We start from the raw sequence: 19,613 nt of genomic DNA on the forward strand, positions 1-19,613 counted from the left end.
CTGGCTTGCACCGCAGAACTGATTTGTTAACCTACCGTTGGTTAGATGATTCGACCGGGGGGTCGGATCAGAGCCGGGGGGAAAGACATGAAGCGCGTGTTCGGTTGGTCGGTGGCTGTCGCCATGGTCATGGCGCCGACGGCGGCGATCGCCGGTCCGAAGCAGCTGACCGCGTCGGGTTACCAGTTGCCGTCCGACAAGCCCGTCTCGATCGTGCTGATGCGGCCCGACGTGCAGGTCGGCCAGCTGCAAGCGGGCGGCGCGATCGAGCCGAATGCCAACTGGACCAAGGCCGCGCGCGACAATCTGCTCGTCGCGATGGACGCGCACAGCAAGGCGCGCGGGCTGGGGATGACGGTGATGCCGGAACCGGAGGGCGAGGCGGGCAAGTTGGTCACCGACTATGAGGCGCTTCACCGCGCCGTCGCGACGGCGATCCTGACGCACAAATATCAGGGCGCGAAGCTGCCGACCAAGAAGGATCGGTTCGACTGGATGCTCGGGCCGGGCGCGGGAGCGCTGGGCCAAGCGACGGGGGCCAATTACGCGTTGTTCTTCGTCGGGCGCGATAATTTCGCGACCGCCGGGCGCAAGGCGGCGCAGGTCGCGGGCATGTTGGGGTGCTTGGTCGGTTTTTGCGTGATCACGAAGGGCGGGCAGCACATCTATTACGCCTCGCTGGTCGAGCTTTCGACGGGCAATGTCGTCTGGTTCGACCTGCTGCGCGGGTCGGAGGGCGATGTCCGCACGCCCGAGGGCGCGAAGGCGATGGTCGATGTCGTGATGGCGTCGCTGCCGACCAAGCCGGGGCAGGGTCCCGTCCAGACCGCCGCCGTCGCCGCGCGCTGAGCGGCGACATGCGCCCAACCAGCCTCGCACCGCTATGCTGGGCGCTGCTCGTCGCGGCGGCTCCGCAGGCCGCCCCCGCGCCATCGCAGGGCCGCGACGTAATCGTCATCGCGCCCTCGGGCGGGCCGGACGACAAGGACGAGCGCGGGCTGTGGATGCAGGCGGACGAGGCCGAGCGGCGGCTGAAGGCGTCGAACTTCGTCATCCGCGACGCTGCGCTGAACGAATATATCAGGTCGGTCCTGTGCCGCACCGTCGGTGACAAGGAGTGCGGAGCGACGCGCGTGTATGTGACGCGCACGCCCTATTTCAACGCGTCGATGATGCCCAACGGCGTGATGCAGGTCTGGTCGGGGTTGTTCCTGCGCGTCCGCGACGAGGCGCAGCTGGCGGCGGTGCTCGCGCATGAATACGCGCATTATAAGGAGCGGCACTCGCTCCGGCTGTTCCGCAACATCAAGAGCAAGACGAACGCGGTCGCGTTCCTGTCGATCCTGCCCGTCGGCGGTCTGGCGGCGGGCGCGATCGGCGCGGCGCAGCTGGGGATGATCGGATCGGTCTTCGGCTTCTCGCGCGAGATGGAGCGCGACGCCGACGCGGCGTCGGTGACCGCGATGACGGCGGCGGGCTATGATCCCAACGCCGCGCCGGGCATCTGGCGGCAGATCAACGCCGAGGCGGAGGCGACCGCCGCCGCGCGCAAGCGGCGCAAGCGGTCGGAGGGCGGCATGTTCGCGAGCCATCCGCCGAGCGCGGAGCGGATCGCCGCGCTCGATGCACAGGCGGCGGGGCGGGCGGGCGAGCTGGGGGCGGATCGGTACCGCGCCGCGCTCGCGCCGTTCTGGGCGGACTTCATCGACGATCAGGTGAAGATCAACGATTTTGGGGGGACCGAGCTGTTGCTGGCGCAATTGGCGGGCGGCCGCTGGACGCCCGACCTGCTTTATGCGCGCGCCGAGTTGTACCGGGCGCGGGGTGCGGCGGGCGATTACGAGCGGGCCGTCGGGTTTTACGAGAGCGCGCTCGCCGCGGGCACCGCGCCCGCCGAAGCGCATCGCGGGCTGGGCCTGTGCTATTTGAGGGTCGGCCAGGCCGTTCGGGGCAAGGCGTCGATTGGGCGCTATCTGGAGATCAAGCCGGGCGCGAGCGACCGGGCGATGATGACCATGTTGACGGGGGTATGACGATGACGGGGAAGAACAGGCTCGCGATCGCGGGTGCGTTGATGCTGGCGGCGGCGGGGCCGGCGATGGCGGGGTTCAAGCTGATGCCGAAGGGGGTACCCGTCGCGGTGCGCTCGTCGACGCTGACGGTTACGCCCACGGTCGACTGGAATCGGCTCGGCTCGAAGGTCGGGCGCAACGCGGAGGCGTGGACGCTCGACGGACAATCGCTGAACGAGGTCACCTTCTATGCAGGCATCGGCGCGGGGCAGACACTATTTCGCGAGGTCGACAAGAAGAACAAGCCGCTGCCGAAATTCAGCGGGAAGATGCTCGCGCCCGAGATCGTCCAGCTGTTCGAGTCGAGCTACCGCGTGGCGGTGGGCACGCCGCTGTTCGGGATCGACGAGGCTGGGCCGGCGACGTTCATGGGGCGTCCGGGCTTCCGCTTCCGATACAACTTCACCGTGCAGGACGAGGAGATCCGGCGCACGGGCGAGGCGATGGGCGCGGTGGTCGACGGCAAGCTGTACATGATCGCCTTCGAAGCGCCGACACTGCATTATTTCGACCGCGACGTCGCGGCCTACCGCGCGTTAGCCGCGAGCGCCGCGCTAGGTGCCGCAGCGAAGAAATAAGCGAGCCGGGCCGTGGCCTATTGCGCGTCGCGGTCCTGGTTCTTGACCTCGCCGCCGGTGCCCGCGACCCCGGCATAGTCGCCGGTCCTGGTCATGGGGTCGGGTTCGTCGCCGCCTTCGCCGCGATCGACGGCGTCGGAGCGGGCCTGGACGACCTGCTCGATGTCGGAGCGGTCGTCGGCGTCGTTTCCGTCGTCGGGCGCGCGGTCGGTGTCGGTCATGGTCGGTCCTTCCTGACGCCCTAGCGGCTGGTGCCGGCGAGGCCGCCGAAGCTGGCGGTCATGCCGTCGGTCGAGCCGATGTCGCCGGTGTCGTCCGCCTCGCGGTGGCGGACGCCGCTGGAGGCCGCCGTGGAAACTTGGGCGGCCGCGATCGGGGCGTCGCCGCCGGGGGCCGCTTCGCCCTCCTCGTCCGGGTCGCCGAACGGGTTCATGTCGCCCGGGTCGGGTTCGGCGCCGGGCATCGTCTCGCCCGGATCGCCGCCGACCTGCGCTGTGCCCTCGCCAGAACCCGCGCCAACACCATCATCGGCATCAGCGAACAGGTCGGGGCTCGTGTCGTCGATCTTCTCCATCGCTTCCCTCCTCAGAATTCGGGGGGCTGCGCCGTGCCCGGGTCGCTCGCGGGCATGCCCGGCGAGGGCTGGTCGAAGTCGGGGGCGGGGGGATCGAACTCGGGCACGGGCGAGGGCGTGGGCGTTTCAGGTGGGGGCTGGGTGGCCATGGTCGGTGCTCCTTCTCCGCGCTACAACGCGCGCGGGGCGTCGCGGTTGCCTTTCCGGCGCTTGCCGAGCGGGTGGGCGTTGGTATAGGGCCGCGCGCTACGGCGGGTCCAATCTGTGCGGGCGTGGCGGAACTGGTAGACGCGCTTGGTTTAGGTCCAAGTATCGCAAGATGTGGGGGTTCGAGTCCCTTCGCCCGCACCAGTCCCGCCCTGCGCGAGCGGCCGGGCCCCAAGAACGCTCCAGAACACCCCAGATGACACCGGAAGGCGCGAGATGCAGACTGTCGAGACGTTGAACGAGGGCCTCCGCCGCGCCTATCGCCTGACCATCACCGCCGGCGACATCGAGTCCCGTGTCGACGCCGAGTTGAAGCGCATGGCGCCGCAGATGAAGATGCCCGGCTTTCGCCCCGGCAAGGTCCCCGCCAACCTAGTGCGCAAGATGCACGGCCCCGCGCTTATGCAGGACGCGCTGCAGGGATCGATCCAGCAGGGCGTCCAATCGCTCCTCGCGGACAAGCAGTTGCGCCCGGCGATGCAACCGTCGGTCGAGTTGGCGGAGGGGTTCGCGCCCGGCGGCGACGCGGAGGTGGTCGTCTCACTGGAGGTGCTGCCGCAGGTGCCCGCGCCCGCGATCGACGGGCTGAAGCTCGAGCGGCTGACGGTCGCGGTGCCCGACGAGGCTATCGACGCGCAGCTGCACAAATTCGCCGAGGGCCAGAAGAAGTGGGACGACGCCGGCGACAAGGCGGCGGAGCAGGGCGACCTCGTCACCGTCGATTTCATTGGCAAGACGGCGGACGGCGTCGCGTTCGAGGGCGGCACGGGGACCGACATGGGCGTCGAGATCGGCGCGGGTCGGCTGATCCCCGGCTTCGAGGACCAAGTCGTCGGCGCGGTCGCGGGCGAGGAGCGGCGGATCGACGTGACGTTCCCGGCCGATTATCAGGCCAAGGAGCTGGCGGGCAAGGAGGCTACCTTCGATCTGGTGGTCAAGTCGGTGAAGGTCGCGGGCGAGAGCGCGATCGACGAGGAGCTCGCCAAGAATCTGGGTCTGGAAAGCCTGGAGCAGCTGCGCGGGCTGGTGCGGGGCCAAGTCGAGCAGGAGCATAACGGCCTGACGCGAACCCACATGAAGCGCAAGTTGCTCGACCAACTCGCCGAGGGTCACGATTTCGAGGTGCCGCCGTCGATGGTGGAGGCCGAGTTCGACCAGATCTGGCGTCAGCTGGAGCACGAGACGACGCACGAGGCCGACCCGGAAGCCGCGCGCGCGGAGATGGAGTCCGAGCGCGACGATTACCGCCGCATCGCCGAGCGCCGCGTGCGGCTGGGGCTGCTGTTGTCCGAGATCGGCCAGGCGAACGGCGTTGAGATCACGAGCCAAGAGATGAACCGGCTGGTCGCGCAGGCTGCTCAGCAATACGGCCCGGAACAGCGTCAGCAGTTCATCAAGTATATTCAGCAGGAACCGATGGCGGCCGCGCAGCTCCGTGCGCCCTTGTACGAGGACAAGGTCGTCGATTTCCTGTTCGAGCGCGCCGAGATCACCGACCGCGAGGCGACGCGCGAGGAGTTGGAGGCGGCGATCGAGAGCGAGGACGGCTTCGCGACGGGTACGCACGTCCACCATCACGACGACGATCACGGGCATGACCACGCGCATGATCAGGTCGGCGGCGAGGATCACGGGGCCGAGATCGTGAGCGCCTACGAGGAAGCGACGCCAGTCGTAACCGAGCAGCCCGCGGCCGCCCCGGCCAAAAATCCTCGCGCGAAGAAGGGCGCGCCGCTCTCGGCCGAGACGCAGGTCCTGGAGTCGAGCCCGGTCGCGGCCGAAGCCGCCGAGGGTGCCACAGCCGAGGACGATGTCGCGCCCGCCGCAAAGAAGCCGCGTGCGCCGCGCAAGCCGAAGGTCGCGGAAGCTTAAGCTCTCTCCGTCATGCCGGGCTTGTTCCGGCATCCATCGTTGAGCGTACTCGGCCAGGCGCGGGTTCGAACCGCGATGGACCCCGGAACAAGTCCGGGGTGACGGAGAAGGGTGAGTGGCAGTGACCGAACCGCGCATCGCCGTGCTGCTGCCCTGCTATAACGAGGAGGCGGTGATCGCGCGGACGATCGCCGGCTTTCGCACCGCGCTGCCGGGCGCGACGGTGTACGTGTACGACAACAACAGCCGCGATCGGACGATCCAGGTCGCGCGCGCGGCGGGTGCGGTCGTCCGCTCCGAGCGCATCCAGGGCAAGGGCGCCGTGGTCAGGCGGATGTTCGCCGACATCGACGCCGACGTGTACGTCATGGCCGACGGCGATGCGACCTACGACGCCGCCTCCGCGTCCAAATTGGTCGACAGCCTGATTGACGAACAACTCGACATGATCGTCGGCAGCCGGATCGGCGAGGGGGCAGCCGCGTATCGGCGTGGGCACCGGTTCGGGAACGCGTTGCTGACGGGTATGCTCGCGCGGCTGTTTGGGCGGAGCTTCACCGACATCCTGTCGGGCTACCGCGTCTTCTCGCGTCGGTTCGTGAAGAGCTTTCCCTCGCTATCGGCGGGGTTCGAGATCGAGACGGAAATCAGCGTCCACGCGCTCGAGCTGAAGATGCCGTGCGCCGAGATCGAGACGCCGTACTTCGCGCGGCCGGAGGGCTCCGAGTCGAAACTCAGCACCTATCGCGACGGCTGGCGCATATTGTCGACAATCGCGACGCTGTACCGCATCGAGCGGCCGCTATGGTTCTTCGGCACTCTCGCCGTGCTGTTGATGGCGGTAGCGGTCGCGCTCGCGGTCCCGCTCGGGATCACCTATGCCGAGACCGGGCTCGTGCCGCGCTTCCCGACCGCGATCGGGGTGACGGGGCTCATCATCCTCGCCGCGCTCAACCTGTTCGCGGGGCTGATTCTCGACACGGTGGTGCGCGGTCGGCGCGAGGTGCGGCGGCTCGCATACCTGACCTATCCAGCGCCCGGTCGCGGGGCTTGAACTCCCTCGCGGCCCGCGCGATGTATGTGTTCGTCCCGACATCAGAGAGTCTCCACATGCATAATCCGTTCGAGTCCGGCGATTTCGCGAGCCCGTTGGCGTCCGCCGGCGTCGGCTTGGCGCAGACCCAGGCCGGGCTCGTCCCCATCGTCATCGAACAGTCGAACCGCGGCGAGCGGTCGTTCGACATCTTCTCGCGCCTGCTGCGCGAGCGGATCGTGTTCGTGACGGGCGGCGTGGAGGACGGCATGGCCTCGCTCATCACCGCGCAGTTGCTGTTCCTCGAATCGGAGAATCCGAAGAAGGACATCTTCATGTACATCAACTCGCCGGGCGGCGTGGTGACGGCGGGCATGGCGATACACGACACCATGCAATATATCCGCCCGCGCGTGGGCACGGTGTGCATCGGCCAAGCCGCGTCGATGGGGTCGTTCCTGCTCGCGTCGGGCGAGAAGGGAATGCGCGTTGCGCTGACCAATTCGCGCATCATGATCCACCAGCCGTCCGGCGGCGCACAGGGCATGGCGTCCGACATCGAGATCCAGGCGCGCGAAATCCTGCGTATCCGCGCCCGGATGAACGAGCTCTATTCGCAGTATACCGGCCAGCCAATCGAGGAGATCGAGCGCCGCATGGACCGCGATACGTTCCTGCAGGCTGACGAGGCCAAGGCGTTCGGCCTGATCGACGAGGTGTTCGACAAGCGTCCGCAGCCGACCGAGGATATGGCCGCGGCGGCCTAGGCGGAGAGTTTACCGCCGCTTGGGCGTATTTCGTTTGTGTGTCGGGGGAGCGGCGTTACATTGCCGTTCCCGATAGCGAAGCGCGTGTTTCCGAGCGCGCCAGAGGTGATTCAATGACGAAGCTGAGCGGTGGCGACTCGAAGAGCACCCTCTATTGCTCCTTCTGCGGCAAGTCGCAGCATGAGGTGCGCAAGCTGATCGCGGGACCGACCGTGTTCATCTGCGACGAGTGCGTCGAGCTGTGCAACGACATCATCCGCGAGGAGACCAAATCGTCGCTCGTGTCCAAGAAGGACGGCGGCGTGCCGACGCCGCAGGAGATCTGCAACGTCCTGGACGACTACGTCATTGGCCAGAAGCGCGCCAAGCGCGTGCTGTCGGTGGCGGTCCATAACCATTATAAGCGACTAAATCATGGTGCGAAGGGCGCGGACGTCGAGCTGAGCAAGTCGAACATCCTGCTCGTCGGGCCGACCGGTTGCGGCAAGACCCTGCTCGCACAGACGCTCGCGCGCATTCTGGACGTGCCGTTCACGATGGCGGACGCGACGACGCTGACCGAGGCGGGTTACGTTGGCGAGGATGTCGAGAACATCATCCTGAAATTGCTCCAGGCGAGCGACTACAATGTCGAGCGAGCGCAGCGGGGAATCGTCTATATCGACGAGATCGATAAGATCAGCCGCAAGGCCGAAAATCCGTCCATCACGCGCGACGTTTCGGGCGAGGGTGTCCAGCAGGCGCTCCTCAAGCTGATGGAGGGCACCACCGCGTCGGTGCCGCCGCAGGGCGGGCGCAAGCATCCGCAGCAGGAGTTCCTGCAGGTCGATACCACGAATATCCTGTTTATCTGCGGCGGGGCGTTCTCGGGCCTCGAGAAGATCATCGGCGACCGGTTGCAGGGCAAGTCGATCGGCTTCGGCGCGTATGTCGCCTCGCCCGAGGAGAAGCGGACGGGCGAGATCCTGCGTTCGACCGAGCCGGAGGATCTGCTGAAGTTCGGGCTCATCCCTGAGTTCGTCGGCCGCCTGCCGGTGATCGCGACGCTGGAGGACTTGGATGTCGACGCGCTGGTCAAGATTCTGACGCAGCCCAAGAACGCGTTGGTCAAGCAGTATCAGAAGCTGTTCGAGATGGAGGACGTCGAGCTCGGCTTCACCGACGACGCGCTCGTCACCGTCGCCAAGAAGGGCATCGAGCGCAAGACGGGCGCGCGTGGGCTGCGGTCGATCTTGGAGTCAATCCTGCTGGATACGATGTTCGACCTGCCGGGCATGGACGGTGTCGACGAGGTTATGATCGACAAGGACGTGATCGAGGGCCGCAAGGAGCCGATCCGCGTCTATGCCGAGAAGAAGAAGGGCGGCGAGGCGGCTTAGGGGATCGCCGCCGTGCGCCGGTCAGGGCGGGCGTGACGTAGGTCGTGTCCGCCCTTTTGGCGTGCGGGACCGGGTACACGGGCGGAACCGCCGCGAGCGCCGCGCGTCCACCAGCGGTGATCGTTCGTCTCCTCCTCGCCTCCGCGATGCTCCTTACCTCCGACTCCGCCTGGGCTTGCACGCTTTGCCATGGCGACACGGCCGAGCAGGTTCGTGCGACGCTGTTCGGGCCGGACTTGCTGCTCAACGCCACGTTCGCGCTCGCGCCGGTGCCGGTCTTGTTCGCCGCGATCTGGCTGGTGCCCGAAGCGCGCCGTGATCGCTGACGCGCGCCGCGCGGTGGTGCGCGCCGGGGTGGCGATCGGCATCGGGATGGGCGGCTTCGTGGACGGCATTCTGTTCCATCAAATCCTGCAGATCCACAACATGCTCTCCGCGCGCATCCCGCCCGACACGCTCGTCGGGGCGAAGGTGAACATGGTGTGGGACGGCGTCTTCCACGCCTTCGTCTGGGGCGTGACCGCGCTCGGCGTCGCGTTGCTCTGGCGCGCGCGGGGCGGGAGCGCGCGGGTGCCCGGCCGCATGTTCGGCGGCGCGTTGTTGCTCGGCTGGGGGTCGTTCAACTTAATCGAAGGCGTGATCGACCACCACCTGCTCGCGCTGCATCACGTCGTCGAGCGGCTAGGGCCGTCGGTGTGGGACTGGGTGTTCCTGGTCTCGGGCGTTGCCCTTGCCGCGACCGGGTGGATGCTGACGCGCCAAATCGACAGTTAGCGACGGCTCCGCATCGCTTCGACCGCCTGCAACCGGCGCAGGACGCGGGCGTTCGGGTCGACGATGACGTGCGCGCCCGGCGGTACGGCGACCCGGCCCCGACCGCCAGTCATCGCCACCGGCTCTACTCGATCTTCGATCTGCACCTCGATCGGCATCGGAAACGCGCCGCCACCGGGCAATCGCCACTCAAGCAGCAGCGTCGCGCCCTCGCGTCGTTGCACCAACTCGGGCAACTTGGCCGCGCGTAGATAAGCGTCGAAGAACCACCGGTAATCGCGCCCCGTCGCGTCGCGGACATATCCCTCGAACTCGCGCGTGGTGCCGAAGCGCGGGCGGAAGTTGCCCGGCTTCGGATCGGGGCGGCCATAGACCAGCCGCCGGGTCGCCTTGAAGAACGCCCTATCGCCGATCAGCCCGCGCAGGGTGTGGAGCATCCACGACGCTTTGAAGTAGATATCGCTCCCCGGCCCGCCCTTGCTGGTCTCGTACACTTCCTCGGAAGTGCGGACGCGACCGCTGACGATCGGCGCGTCGTTCAGGATACGCTGACGCTGGATATCCATCATCGCGGCGTAGCGCGCCTCGCCCTCGCGCCAGCGGCCGTAGAGCGGCTGCATGTAGGTCGCGAAGCCCTCATGCAGCCAGAAATCGTCCCAGTCGGCGGCGGTGAGCTGGTTGGCGAACCATTCGTGGGCGAGTTCGTGGTGGAACAACCAGTCGAAACCCTCGACCGCTTTCTTGTAGTCGTTCCCGTAAGCGTTGATCGTTTGATGCTCCATGCCGAGATGCGGTGTCTCGACGACGCCCAGCTTTTCGTCCGCGAAGGGATAGGGGCCGATCACCGTCTCGAAGAAGTCGAGCGTCGGCGCGAACTCGGCGAACAGGCCTTCGGCCTGCGCCCGCTTGGCCGGGAGATGCCAGAAGTGAAGCGGAACGGTGTTCCCGTAACGGCTGCGGTAAGGGGCGCTCAGTTCCTGATACGGACCGATATTAAGCGCGATGCCGTAGGTGTTGGGATTCCTGACTCGCCAGTTCCAACGGGTCCGCCCGTCCGATAACTTATCCACTCCGAGCAGCTTGCCGTTTGACGGGACCGAAAGCCCGGCGGGCACGGTCAGGTGGAGCGTGACGACCAACGGCTCGGCGGTCGGGTAGTCGAGGCAGGGCCAGAACAGGTCGCAGCCGTACCCTTGCGTGGTGGTCGCGAACCAGGTCTCGCCCTTGGGCGTCGTCGACCAGACCACGCCGTCGTCCCACGGCGCGCGAACCGCGACGTGCGGCGTGCCGCCATAGATGATCCGGGTGGTGAAGGCGCGCCCCGCCGCGACCGGGCGGGGGAGGGTTACCCGCAGCTGTCCGTCCGGGTTCGACCAGCCGCCGGGCGCGAGTGCCGCGCCGTCGATCGCAACCGCGCTCACGGGAAGATTGCGATTCAGGTCGATCCGTAGCTCCCGCAACTCCGCCCGCGCGGTGAAGCTCAGCGTCGCCACCCCGGCCAGCGCCCTGGTCGCGGGCAGCAGCTCGATCGCGAGGTCGGCCGCGTCGAAGCGCAACTTGGCCTGTTCGGGATCGACCGCGCCGCCCGACCGCTTGGTCTGCTCGGTCAGCGGCGGCTCGCCCTTCTTCGGTGGGATGTCGGCGGCAAGGAGCGTGAGGGGGAGCAGGAGCGGCGTCATCATCCATCTGTCGCATAGCCGGACGACCGGCGGAACACGCGATTGATGACGGTCCCGAGACGTCCCATATGTCAAGGGCAAGGGTGCCGTACGGCCCCGTCGGAGTGTTCATGACCCAATCCCCCGAAACCGAAATTCCCACGACCCAATTCCTTCCCGTCCTGCCCCTGCGCGATATCGTCGTCTTTCCCCACATGATCGTCCCGCTGTTCGTCGGCCGCGACAAGTCGGTCGCGGCGCTCGAATCGGCGATGGCGGCGGACAAGGAGATTTTCCTCGTCGCGCAGCTTGACCCGGGTGAGGACGATCCGGGTCGCGCCGATCTCCACGACCTGGGCGTCACCGCGACGGTGCTCCAGCTGCTGAAGCTTCCCGACCGCACGGTGCGCGTGCTGGTCGAGGGCAAGGCGCGCGCTAGCCTGGATGCCATCGCGGAGGCGGACGGGTTCCTCACCGCGGACATCTCGCCCGTCGAGGATTTGGGGGTCGAGGGGACGGAGATCGAGGCGCTGATGCGATCGGTCGTGTCGCAGTTCGAGAACTACGCCAAGCTCGGCCGCAAGCTCCCCGCCGAGACTGCGGCGCAGTTGGGCGAGATCGACGATGCCTCGCGCCTCGCCGACGCGGTCGCCGCCAACATCCAGGTCAAGGTGCCCGAGAAGCAGCTGCTCCTGGCCGAGGCCGATCCCGCCAAGCGGCTGGAGCGTGCCTTCGCGCTCATGGAGGGCGAGCTCGGCGTCCTGCAGGTCGAGAAGAAGATCAAGAGCCGCGTCAAGCGCCAGATGGAGAAGACGCAGCGCGAATATTATCTAAACGAGCAGCTCAAGGCGATCCAGCGCGAGCTGGGCAACGAGGGCGATGAGGGCGACGGCGACGAGATCGCCGAGCTGACGCACAAGATCGCGACGCTGAAGCTGTCCAAGGAGGCGCGGTCGAAAGCGACGTCCGAGCTGAAGAAGCTCAAGACGATGGCCCCGATGTCGGCCGAGGCGACGGTGGTCCGCAATTATCTGGACGTGCTGCTGGGATTGCCCTGGGGCAAGAAGTCGAAGATCAAGCGCGATATCGCCGCCGCGCAGGTGACGCTCGACGAGGACCACTACGCGCTCGACAAGGTCAAGGACCGGATCGTCGAATATCTTGGCGTGCAGGTCCGGACCAACAAGCTTAAAGGCCCGATCCTGTGCCTCGTTGGCCCGCCGGGCGTCGGCAAGACCTCGCTTGGCAAGTCGATCGCCAAGGCGACGGGGCGCGAGTTCATCCGCCAGTCGCTCGGCGGCGTGCGCGACGAGGCGGAGATCCGTGGGCATCGGCGCACCTATATCGGCTCGCTTCCGGGCAAGATCGTCACCAACCTGAAGAAGGCGGGGGCGTCGAACCCGCTGTTCCTGCTCGACGAGATCGACAAGCTCGGCCAGGATTTCCGCGGCGATCCGGCGTCGGCGTTGCTCGAGGTGCTCGACCCCGAGCAGAACGGCAAGTTCAACGACCATTATCTCGAGATCGACATCGACCTATCCGACGTGATGTTCGTGTGCACGGCCAACACGCTCAACCTTCCCCAGCCGCTGCTGGACCGGATGGAGATCATCCGGCTGGAGGGGTACACGGAGGATGAGAAGGTCGAGATCGCCGAGCGTCACCTCGTCGCCAAGCAGATGGAAGCGCACGGCTTCAAGCCGGGTGAGTTCGAGCTGACGCATGCGGGCCTGCGCGCCCTGATCCAGCAATATACGCGCGAGGCCGGCGTCCGGACGCTGGAGCGGGAGATCGCCAAGTTGTGCCGCAAGGCGCTGCGCCGCATCCTGGAGGGCAAGATGGCGAGCGTCGTGATCACGCCCGACAACCTTCACGAATATGCGGGCGTGCAGAAGTACCGGCATGGCCTGTCGGAGACCGAGCACCAGATCGGCGCGGTCACCGGGCTCGCCTGGACCGAGGTCGGCGGCGAGCTGCTGACGATCGAGAGCGTGACGGTGCCGGGCAAAGGCGCGGCCAAGATCACCGGCAAATTGGGCGACGTCATGAAGGAGTCGATCGAGACCGGCTTCAGCTACATCAAGGCGCGCGCGCCCAGTTACGGGATCAAGCCCAGCCTGTTCGCGCGCAAGGATGTCCATATCCATCTGCCCGAGGGTGCGGTGCCCAAGGACGGCCCGTCGGCCGGCGTGGGGATCGTCACCTCGATCGTGTCCACGTTGACCGGGGTACCGGTTCGCAAGGAAATCGCGATGACGGGCGAGGTCACGCTTCGCGGCCGCGTGCTGCCGATCGGCGGGTTGAAGGAGAAGCTGCTGGCGGCCTTGCGCGGCGGTATCGAGACGGTGCTGATCCCGCAGGAGAACGAGAAGGACCTGGCGGACGTTCCCGCGTCGATCAAGGACGGGCTGAAGATCATTCCGGTTTCGCATGTCGACGAGGTGCTGCGGCTCGCGCTCACCGAGCCGCTGGAGGCTATCGATTGGACGGATGCGGACGAGCTCGCCGCGATGCCGCCCGTGGGCGTCGCGCCGGTCGGGGGCGAACTGCACCACTAAGGCACACCAAAGCCGCGACTCGCCGCCGTTCACCCCGAACGGCGGCGGTTTCGTTTGACACCATGGGGAGCCCCCGGCTTATTGACCCCTCGCGGCCGGGAATGCGACCCTCGATCGCAATCAATTTCGCAGGGGATTTTCGGGGTATGAACAAGCAGGAATTGATCGCGACCGTGGCCGATACGTCGGGGTTGACGAAGGGTGACGCGGTAAAGGCGGTCGAATCGGTGTTCGACGCGATCTCGGGCGCGCTCAAGAAAGGCGACGAAGTGCGGTTGGTCGGTTTCGGCACCTTCACCGTTTCCAAGCGCAAGGCGTCCACCGGGCGCAACCCGCGCACGGGCGAACCGATGAGCATTAAGGCGTCGACCCAGCCCAAGTTCAAGGCGGGCAAGGGCCTGAAGGACTCGGTCAACTAGAAGCTGGACAGGCGGGGGGGCCGCGTTTAGACGCGCCGCTTCCGAACGGGTTTCGGGCGCGTAGCTCAGCGGTAGAGCACACCCTTCACACGGGTGGGGTCACAGGTTCAATCCCTGTCGCGCCCACCAAGACAGGCCCGCCGGTCGCAAGATCGGCGGGTCGTTTCGTGTCCATTGAATGCGTTATCGCCCCGCCGGTATGCGGCCGGCGGGGCGCGGAACAGGACACCCGGGCCGGGCGCGGCGGGGCTCCAACAAATCCAACGCACGGCCGAATCAAAGGATTCGTGGAGGACGGCGAGGAATGGCGCAGCTCATGACGCCGGCGGCCGAGGTTTGAAGGCCATGCCTGGCGAGCGACCGATCCGCCCTTCCGATCGTTCGCCGTCACACATTCGTAATCGTCCGGTCACATCCAAGACGCCGAAAGGACCCGGACCCGTCATGCGACTGTCCTAACCGGGCCGCTGAGGTCGGTGGGTAAGCCCATGTCGATCCCGGGCGACCGCCCGTACGCTAACGATCGACCGGGGAGTTATTTCAATGGCCAGCTTCAAGCGGATCAACCGCATTCTTCTGGCGGGCACCGCCTGCCTCGCGCTCGCGTCGTGCGACGGATCGGACAGCGTCGCCTCGCCGGGCGAAGGCGTGCTGGTCGTGCCGGCCACTCCGGCCCCCGCACCCTCGCCGACCGCGAGTCCGACGCCGACGAGCGGCCCGGCCGCCTCGTGTCCGGCGGGGACCGAGTCGGTCGGCACGATCGCCAATACGTACCGCAGCTGTCGGCTGCCGTCGTCGATCACCGGCGCGCTGTCGTTGCCGCGCGCGACCGGCGTGGCGTACGAGCTGAACGGACGCGTCGATGTGGGCGTCGACGTCGGGGGCGCCGGAACCACGGTCGGCGGAACTAGCGGGACGCTGACGATCGCTCCGGGCGCGGTGGTCTACGCGAACACGACCAACACCGATAACGACTTCCTGGTCGTCAATCGCGGGTCGCGGATGGTCGCCGAGGGAACGGAGGCGCTTCCGATCATATTCACCGCGCAACAGAACCTGGCCGGAACCGTGACCGACGAGAGCCAGGGATTGTGGGGCGGCATCATCATGGCCGGCCGCGCGCCCATCTCGAATTGCCTGGGTTCCGGTATCGTCGGCGGTACCGCCCAATGCGAGAATCTGGTCGAAGGCACGACCACCGCGCTTTACGGCGGCGCGACGCCGACCGACAATTCCGGGATCGTCCGCTACGTTCAGATCCGGTATTCGGGAACGATCATCAGCCCCAACAACGAACTCCAGGGCCTGACGCTGGCGGGGACCGGGTCGGGCACCACGATCGACCGAGTTCAAGTGCACAACAGTTCGGACGACGGGGTCGAGATCTTCGGCGGGCGCACGAACCTCCGCTATCTGGCGCTGACCGGCGCGGACGACGACGGGTTGGACACCGACGTGGGTTGGCAGGGCTTCGCGCAGTTCGTGCTCGCCATCCAGCGTCCCAACAACACGACCGGCGACAATTTCTCGACGGAGATCGATTCGAACAACGCCGAGGACGCGTTGCCGCGTCAGCGCTACAATCTGGCGAACTTCACCTTCGTGTCGACGTCGACGGCGACCACCGCCGCCATTCGCCTACGCGGCGGCGCGGATGCGCGGTTCGTGAACGGGTTGGTGACGGCGCCGCGCGCGTGCTTGAACATCGTTGCGGGCACCACGGACAATGGCGGAAAGTCGACGATCCGGCCCGCGAACGCCGCCGTCGACGATCAGGGCCCGCCCATCTTCAACTCGGTGCTGTTCAACTGTGCGACCCCGTTTACCTCGCTTGGAGACGACGGCCGGACGCTAGTCGTAAATAGTGTCACGGTCACGGAGGACGAACAACGCGCCGTCTTCACCGCGACGCCGAGCTCGGGCAACAACGAGGCGGCGGGCGTGATCCTCAACGGCTTCCTGCCCACCGGTGCCGCGCTGACGGCGGCGGCGTTCAACGCGGCCACGTTGAACCCGACGGGTACGTCGTTCCTGGTCTCCACCAACTTCCTGGGAGCCGTGAACGGGGCCAACGACACCAGCTTCCAGCGCTGGACCTGCAACTCCAACCGCGCGAATTTCGGCCCGAACAGCACCAACTGCACGGCCGCGCCCGCGACCTGACCGGCATCGGCGGGCGACCGAGGGGGTCGCCCGCCCACTCATTCCAGCGTCCGGGGCAGCCATGAAGACGACCACGATCCTATCCGTTCTCCTCGCCAGCACCGCGCTCGCGCCCGCCGCCGCCTGGGGGCAGGCGTCCGGTGGGACCGCCGCGCCGACCAACAGCGGCGGCGTCGGCAGCACCCCCACCGGCATGGGGGACCAGACGAGCGCGCCCGGCGGGCAGGCGCTCCAGCCGTCGGCGGGCGATACCGCTCCGGCGGAGGAGCAGGTCGAGATTTCCGGTCCAGGCGGCGCGGCGCCGGCCGAAGAGGTGGTCGTCACCGGATCGCGCATCCCCAACGTCCAACGGCGCTCGGCCGAAGTGGTCAGCGTCCTATCGACCGCCGACATCGCTCGGACGGGCGAGGGCGACATCGCGGGCGCGCTCAGCCGCGTGACCGGGTTGTCGCTGGTCGGCAACGGCTTCGTCTATGTCCGCGGTCTCGGCGATCGTTATTCGTCGTCGCTCCTCAACGGTTCGCCGTTGCCGAGCCCCGAGCCGCTGCGCCGCGTCGTGCCTCTCGACATCTTTCCGACCAACGTCACCGCGTCGGCGGTCGTCCAGAAGACCTATTCGGTCAATTATCCGGCCGAGTTCGGCGGCGGCGTCATCAACCTGACCACGCGCGCCGTGCCGGACGAGAGCTTCCTGCAGATCGGCGGTTCGATCGGGGCCGACACGGTCACGACGAGCGAGGTCGGCTATGTCTATGACGGCGGCGATCACGACTGGACCGGTTTCGACAGCGGCACCCGGAAGGTGCCGAACTTCATCAAGGCGGCGGGCAGCGGCGGGCGCGATGTCGGCACGGCCGATGCGATCAATCTTAACAATGCGCAAACGTCGTTGCTTCTGCAGAACAATCAGCTGCCGGCCAATTATTCGTACGAGGTCAGCCTCGGGTCGTCGGTAGATGTCGGATCGGTCCGTCTGGGCGTGATCGGCGCGGCCGGCTTGTCGAACGGGTGGCGTACCCGGTCGATCCGGCAACAGGTGGCCACCGACGCCGCCGGCGGCTTGGAGAGCGACTTCCAGACGGGTCTCACCGACAACCGAGCGTTGGTGAACGGCTTGCTCGGTTTCGGGGCCGAGTTCGGCGACAACCGCATCCGGTGGACCAATCTTTATATCCACGACACGCTGAAGCAAGGTCGGCTGGCGCGCGGATCGACGAGCAATTTGGGGTTGGGCGATCCGAACGTCGGCCGGCAGCCGTTGCTCGATCAGGCGACGCGCTGGTTCGAGCGCGAGCTGATCGACACCCAGCTCGTCGGCGAGTTCAAGATCGGTGCGGTTTCGCTCGACGCGCGCGGCGCGTACGCCAAGACGCGGCGCGACAGCCCTTATGAGCGGTCGTTCCGATACGAATTCCGCTCGGCGGTCGACGACTACGTAAACGTCCTCAGCGGCAATTCGTTCGCCGAGCTCGACTTCAGCGAGCTCGACGAAAGGCTCTATACCGGCCAAGCGAACCTTAGCTGGGCGGTGCCGTTCGATACGCCTTTTAATTTGTCCGCCGGATATTTCTACAGCGACACCGCACGGACGTCGTCGCGCTTCGACTTTCGCTTCTTCGGCCGGAACCGTCAGGCCTTGGACGAAACGTTCGCGCAGCTCCGCCCGGATTTCCTGTTGTCGGATTTCAACGTCCAGACCAACGGCATCACTCTGGTCAACGAGTCCACCTCGCAGGGGTCGGCGGCCTATGACGCGTCGCTGAAGATCAACGCCGGCTATGCGCAGGTCGAAGGCGAGATCACCTCGAAATTGCGCGCGCAGGTAGGCGTGCGGTACGAGACGGCCAAGCAAAGCGTCGTGCCGATCGGCGCCTTCGTCGGCACCCGGTTGAACAACGACTATTTCCTGCCGGCGGTGACGCTCACCTACAACCTCGCCGACGACATGCAGGTCCGTGGCCACCTCTCCAAGACGCTCGCACGTCCGCAATTCCGCGAACTCGCGCCGCAGCTATATCAGGATTTCGAGTCGGACCGGTTGTTCTTCGGCAACCCGCTGCTCGTCGACTCGGAACTCTACAACGCCGAGCTCCGGTACGAATGGTTCTTCGCGCGCGATCAGCGCTTCGGCGCGTCGGGCTTCTACAAGCGGATCGACAAGCCCGTCGAGGCGGTCGCCTTCTTCGGCGGCGGCGACCGGCTCCAGACCGGGTTCGCCAACGCGCCGCAGGCGACGCTTTACGGCGGCGAGGCGGAGCTCCAGAAGTTCGTGCCGCTGAGCGGGCTCGGCTACGACTTCCTCGCGACGCGCCGGTTGGTGGCGATCGCCAACTACACCTACACCAAGTCGGAACTGAAGGTCGGTGGTGAGTTGATCCCGGACGTCGTCCAATCGACGAACCAGGTCCGCACCATCGCCGCCAGCACGCTGTTCCGCGACGGCGCCGCGCTGACGGGCCAGTCCGAGCACCTCGTCAACCTGCAGCTCGGGCTGGAGGACACGACCAAGCTGTCGCAGTTGACGGTGTTGTTCACCTACGCCAGCAATCGAGCGACCAACCGGGGCCCGGTCCAGTCCGGCGTACGGTTACCCGACCTGATCGAGCGGCCCGGCATCCGGCTCGATTTCGTCGCGCGTCAAGGGATCCGGCTGCCCTATGTGGACAAGCAGATCGACCTGAAGTTCGAGGCGCGCAACCTGACCGGGACCGGCTACCGTGAGTTCCAGACGTTCGACAACGGCCAGCAGGTCGACAACAACCGCTACCGCCTGGGCCGAATCTTTTCGCTGGGCGCGAGCGTCACGCTCTGACGTCGTCCATCCTCTCCCGCGAAGGCGGGAGAGGATGGACGCTCATGCCCAAGGGCCCTCGCGGAACCACTTGGTCACGACGTATTTGATCCCGGCGCGCACCTTCATCCCCTGATGCAGGGTCGCGGGGTTCAGGCTCCCGTCGGCGCGGCGGTTGTTCCACGCCAGCAGCTTGCCCGTCTCGGGCGGCACGATCTTGTCGATCGCCTTGAACCGCGTCGCGCCGCCCGCCTCGGGTTCGTTCAGGTAGATCATCACCGTCTAGGTCCGGTTGCCCGACGCCGCGCAATACCGGTCGTAATCGGCCCCGCTCGGCTCGAAATAATCGGTATGGCCCTTGAACTCCTGCCCGACCGCGTAGCGTTGCCCCTGGATCGGCTCGCCGTGGGCGGGGTCGAGCCCGGTCAGCGCCGCGATCCGCGCCTCGACTTCGGCGACCAGCGGATCGGCCCCGTCCAGGTCGCCCGTCTCGCTCGTCCGATACGACGCGTCGCCGTTCGGATCGGCGATCGTCGAGGGCCGCCGCACCGCGTCGATCCGCTCCGTCAACGCCGCGCACACGTCGGGTGCCAGGAACGCGCGCCTGATGAACAGCGTCAGTTTGGGGCTCGGTACCCGCTGCACGTTCCCTCGCGCGGACAGGTGCGCGACGATGGGCTCCGACGGGTGGCCCGAGCCGAGGGGAAGGATCGCCGCCATGACGCCACCGTGCAACGACCGCCCGCCGCACCGCAAGATCATCGGCGC

At 66.9% G+C, this 19,613-nt stretch carries 17 protein-coding genes, 2 tRNA genes and 1 pseudogene; 15 read left to right on the plus strand and 5 right to left on the minus strand.

Annotated elements, in window-relative coordinates; genetic code table 11:
- Positions 1-87 precede the first annotated feature (87 nt).
- The 3 genes from ACFE71_RS00430 to ACFE71_RS00440 are packed head-to-tail and all read left to right on the plus strand — an operon-like array spanning position 88 to position 2,650.
- Entirely contained in the window at positions 88-849 is a 762-nt protein-coding gene (locus tag ACFE71_RS00430; protein ID WP_375426842.1) for a hypothetical protein, read from the plus strand.
- A gap of 8 nt (positions 850-857) precedes the next feature.
- On the plus strand, positions 858-2,033 hold the full coding sequence (locus tag ACFE71_RS00435) for a M48 family metalloprotease (protein ID WP_375426843.1): 1,176 nt from the start codon (positions 858-860) through the stop codon (positions 2,031-2,033).
- Positions 2,034-2,035: 2 nt separating this feature from the next.
- Positions 2,036-2,650 carry a hypothetical protein gene (locus tag ACFE71_RS00440; RefSeq protein WP_375426844.1) on the plus strand — a complete coding sequence of 205 codons (615 nt, stop codon included), beginning with the start codon at positions 2,036-2,038 and terminating at the stop codon, positions 2,648-2,650.
- 17 nt (positions 2,651-2,667) lie between these two features.
- On the opposite strand, the gene ACFE71_RS00445 is transcribed toward ACFE71_RS00440, so the two are convergent.
- From ACFE71_RS00445 to ACFE71_RS00455, 3 genes are read right to left on the minus strand one after another with little or no spacing between them, the layout of a single operon-like run.
- The gene (locus ACFE71_RS00445; protein WP_375426845.1) at positions 2,668-2,871 is read right to left on the minus strand and encodes a hypothetical protein; all 204 of its coding nucleotides are present in this window, start codon (positions 2,869-2,871) and stop codon (positions 2,668-2,670) included.
- Positions 2,872-2,891: 20 nt separating this feature from the next.
- A complete protein-coding gene (locus ACFE71_RS00450) occupies positions 2,892-3,224 on the minus strand; it encodes a hypothetical protein (protein ID WP_375426846.1) in 333 nt (110 codons plus the stop codon).
- Positions 3,225-3,235: 11 nt separating this feature from the next.
- Positions 3,236-3,373 (minus strand): hypothetical protein, encoded by a 138-nt coding sequence (locus ACFE71_RS00455; RefSeq protein WP_375426847.1) that lies wholly within the window; start codon positions 3,371-3,373, stop codon positions 3,236-3,238.
- 117 nt (positions 3,374-3,490) lie between these two features.
- Here ACFE71_RS00455 and ACFE71_RS00460 point away from each other — a divergent pair.
- The 7 genes from ACFE71_RS00460 to ACFE71_RS00490 all read left to right on the plus strand — a co-directional run bounded on the left by ACFE71_RS00460 (position 3,491) and on the right by ACFE71_RS00490 (position 9,256).
- Positions 3,491-3,575, plus strand: a tRNA-Leu gene (locus ACFE71_RS00460).
- A 72-nt stretch (positions 3,576-3,647) separates the two neighbouring features.
- The gene (gene tig, locus ACFE71_RS00465; protein WP_375426848.1) at positions 3,648-5,303 is read left to right on the plus strand and encodes a trigger factor; all 1,656 of its coding nucleotides are present in this window, start codon (positions 3,648-3,650) and stop codon (positions 5,301-5,303) included.
- Between the two features lie 121 nt (positions 5,304-5,424).
- The gene (locus ACFE71_RS00470; RefSeq protein WP_375426892.1) at positions 5,425-6,357 is read left to right on the plus strand and encodes a glycosyltransferase family 2 protein; all 933 of its coding nucleotides are present in this window, start codon (positions 5,425-5,427) and stop codon (positions 6,355-6,357) included.
- A gap of 56 nt (positions 6,358-6,413) precedes the next feature.
- Positions 6,414-7,103, plus strand: a complete 690-nt coding sequence (clpP, locus tag ACFE71_RS00475) for an ATP-dependent Clp endopeptidase proteolytic subunit ClpP (protein WP_375426849.1) — start codon at positions 6,414-6,416, stop codon at positions 7,101-7,103.
- Positions 7,104-7,216: 113 nt separating this feature from the next.
- Positions 7,217-8,482, plus strand: coding sequence for an ATP-dependent Clp protease ATP-binding subunit ClpX (gene clpX, locus ACFE71_RS00480; protein WP_375426850.1), 1,266 nt, complete (start codon positions 7,217-7,219; stop codon positions 8,480-8,482).
- Between the two features lie 44 nt (positions 8,483-8,526).
- Positions 8,527-8,808, plus strand: a complete 282-nt coding sequence (locus ACFE71_RS00485; RefSeq protein ID WP_375426851.1) for a hypothetical protein — start codon at positions 8,527-8,529, stop codon at positions 8,806-8,808.
- Positions 8,798-9,256 (plus strand): DUF2243 domain-containing protein, encoded by a 459-nt coding sequence (locus ACFE71_RS00490; RefSeq protein ID WP_375426852.1) that lies wholly within the window; start codon positions 8,798-8,800, stop codon positions 9,254-9,256. The genes ACFE71_RS00485 and ACFE71_RS00490 overlap by 11 nt, the downstream gene beginning before the upstream one ends.
- Here the strand turns inward: ACFE71_RS00490 and ACFE71_RS00495 are convergent.
- Positions 9,253-10,938, minus strand: a complete 1,686-nt coding sequence (locus tag ACFE71_RS00495) for a M1 family metallopeptidase (RefSeq protein WP_375426853.1) — start codon at positions 10,936-10,938, stop codon at positions 9,253-9,255. The genes ACFE71_RS00490 and ACFE71_RS00495 overlap by 4 nt on opposite strands.
- A gap of 107 nt (positions 10,939-11,045) precedes the next feature.
- Between ACFE71_RS00495 and lon the strand changes: the two genes are divergently transcribed.
- From lon to ACFE71_RS00520, 5 genes are all read left to right on the plus strand, one after another.
- Positions 11,046-13,472 (plus strand): endopeptidase La, encoded by a 2,427-nt coding sequence (gene lon / locus ACFE71_RS00500; RefSeq protein ID WP_375426854.1) that lies wholly within the window; start codon positions 11,046-11,048, stop codon positions 13,470-13,472.
- Positions 13,473-13,618: 146 nt separating this feature from the next.
- A complete protein-coding gene (locus ACFE71_RS00505; protein ID WP_375426855.1) occupies positions 13,619-13,891 on the plus strand; it encodes an HU family DNA-binding protein in 273 nt (90 codons plus the stop codon).
- Positions 13,892-13,945: 54 nt separating this feature from the next.
- Positions 13,946-14,020: transfer RNA gene (locus ACFE71_RS00510), tRNA-Val, on the plus strand.
- A gap of 414 nt (positions 14,021-14,434) precedes the next feature.
- Positions 14,435-16,054: a hypothetical protein gene (locus ACFE71_RS00515; RefSeq protein WP_375426856.1), complete on the plus strand. Its 1,620-nt coding sequence runs from the start codon at positions 14,435-14,437 to the stop codon at positions 16,052-16,054.
- Between the two features lie 61 nt (positions 16,055-16,115).
- The gene (locus ACFE71_RS00520) at positions 16,116-18,866 is read left to right on the plus strand and encodes a TonB-dependent receptor domain-containing protein (protein ID WP_375426857.1); all 2,751 of its coding nucleotides are present in this window, start codon (positions 16,116-16,118) and stop codon (positions 18,864-18,866) included.
- A gap of 42 nt (positions 18,867-18,908) precedes the next feature.
- Here ACFE71_RS00520 and ACFE71_RS00525 read toward each other — a convergent pair.
- Positions 18,909-19,565, minus strand: a pseudogene (locus ACFE71_RS00525) (prolyl hydroxylase family protein).
- Positions 19,566-19,613: the final 48 nt, after the last annotated feature.

The sequence above is a fragment of the uncultured Sphingomonas sp. genome, assembly GCF_964237155.1.
In the GTDB taxonomy this organism is placed as follows: Bacteria; Pseudomonadota; Alphaproteobacteria; order Sphingomonadales; family Sphingomonadaceae; genus Sphingomonas.

What these genes read in the sequence shown, in the direction of transcription:
- tig (WP_375426848.1), top strand. Translation starts at nt 3,648, where the DNA reads ATGCAGACTGTCGAGACGTTGAACGAGGGCCTCCGCCGCGCCTATCGC.
- ACFE71_RS00505 (WP_375426855.1), top strand. Translation starts at nt 13,619, where the DNA reads ATGAACAAGCAGGAATTGATCGCGACCGTGGCCGATACGTCGGGGTTG.
- ACFE71_RS00515 (WP_375426856.1), top strand. Translation starts at nt 14,435, where the DNA reads ATGGCCAGCTTCAAGCGGATCAACCGCATTCTTCTGGCGGGCACCGCC.
- ACFE71_RS00440 (WP_375426844.1), top strand. Translation starts at nt 2,036, where the DNA reads ATGACGGGGAAGAACAGGCTCGCGATCGCGGGTGCGTTGATGCTGGCG.
- ACFE71_RS00430 (WP_375426842.1), top strand. Translation starts at nt 88, where the DNA reads ATGAAGCGCGTGTTCGGTTGGTCGGTGGCTGTCGCCATGGTCATGGCG.
- ACFE71_RS00435 (WP_375426843.1), top strand. Translation starts at nt 858, where the DNA reads ATGCGCCCAACCAGCCTCGCACCGCTATGCTGGGCGCTGCTCGTCGCG.
- ACFE71_RS00495 (WP_375426853.1), bottom strand. Translation starts at nt 10,938, where the DNA reads ATGATGACGCCGCTCCTGCTCCCCCTCACGCTCCTTGCCGCCGACATC.
- ACFE71_RS00450 (WP_375426846.1), bottom strand. Translation starts at nt 3,224, where the DNA reads ATGGAGAAGATCGACGACACGAGCCCCGACCTGTTCGCTGATGCCGAT.
- lon (WP_375426854.1), top strand. Translation starts at nt 11,046, where the DNA reads ATGACCCAATCCCCCGAAACCGAAATTCCCACGACCCAATTCCTTCCC.
- clpX (WP_375426850.1), top strand. Translation starts at nt 7,217, where the DNA reads ATGACGAAGCTGAGCGGTGGCGACTCGAAGAGCACCCTCTATTGCTCC.
- clpP (WP_375426849.1), top strand. Translation starts at nt 6,414, where the DNA reads ATGCATAATCCGTTCGAGTCCGGCGATTTCGCGAGCCCGTTGGCGTCC.
- ACFE71_RS00455 (WP_375426847.1), bottom strand. Translation starts at nt 3,373, where the DNA reads ATGGCCACCCAGCCCCCACCTGAAACGCCCACGCCCTCGCCCGTGCCC.
- ACFE71_RS00520 (WP_375426857.1), top strand. Translation starts at nt 16,116, where the DNA reads ATGAAGACGACCACGATCCTATCCGTTCTCCTCGCCAGCACCGCGCTC.
- ACFE71_RS00445 (WP_375426845.1), bottom strand. Translation starts at nt 2,871, where the DNA reads ATGACCGACACCGACCGCGCGCCCGACGACGGAAACGACGCCGACGAC.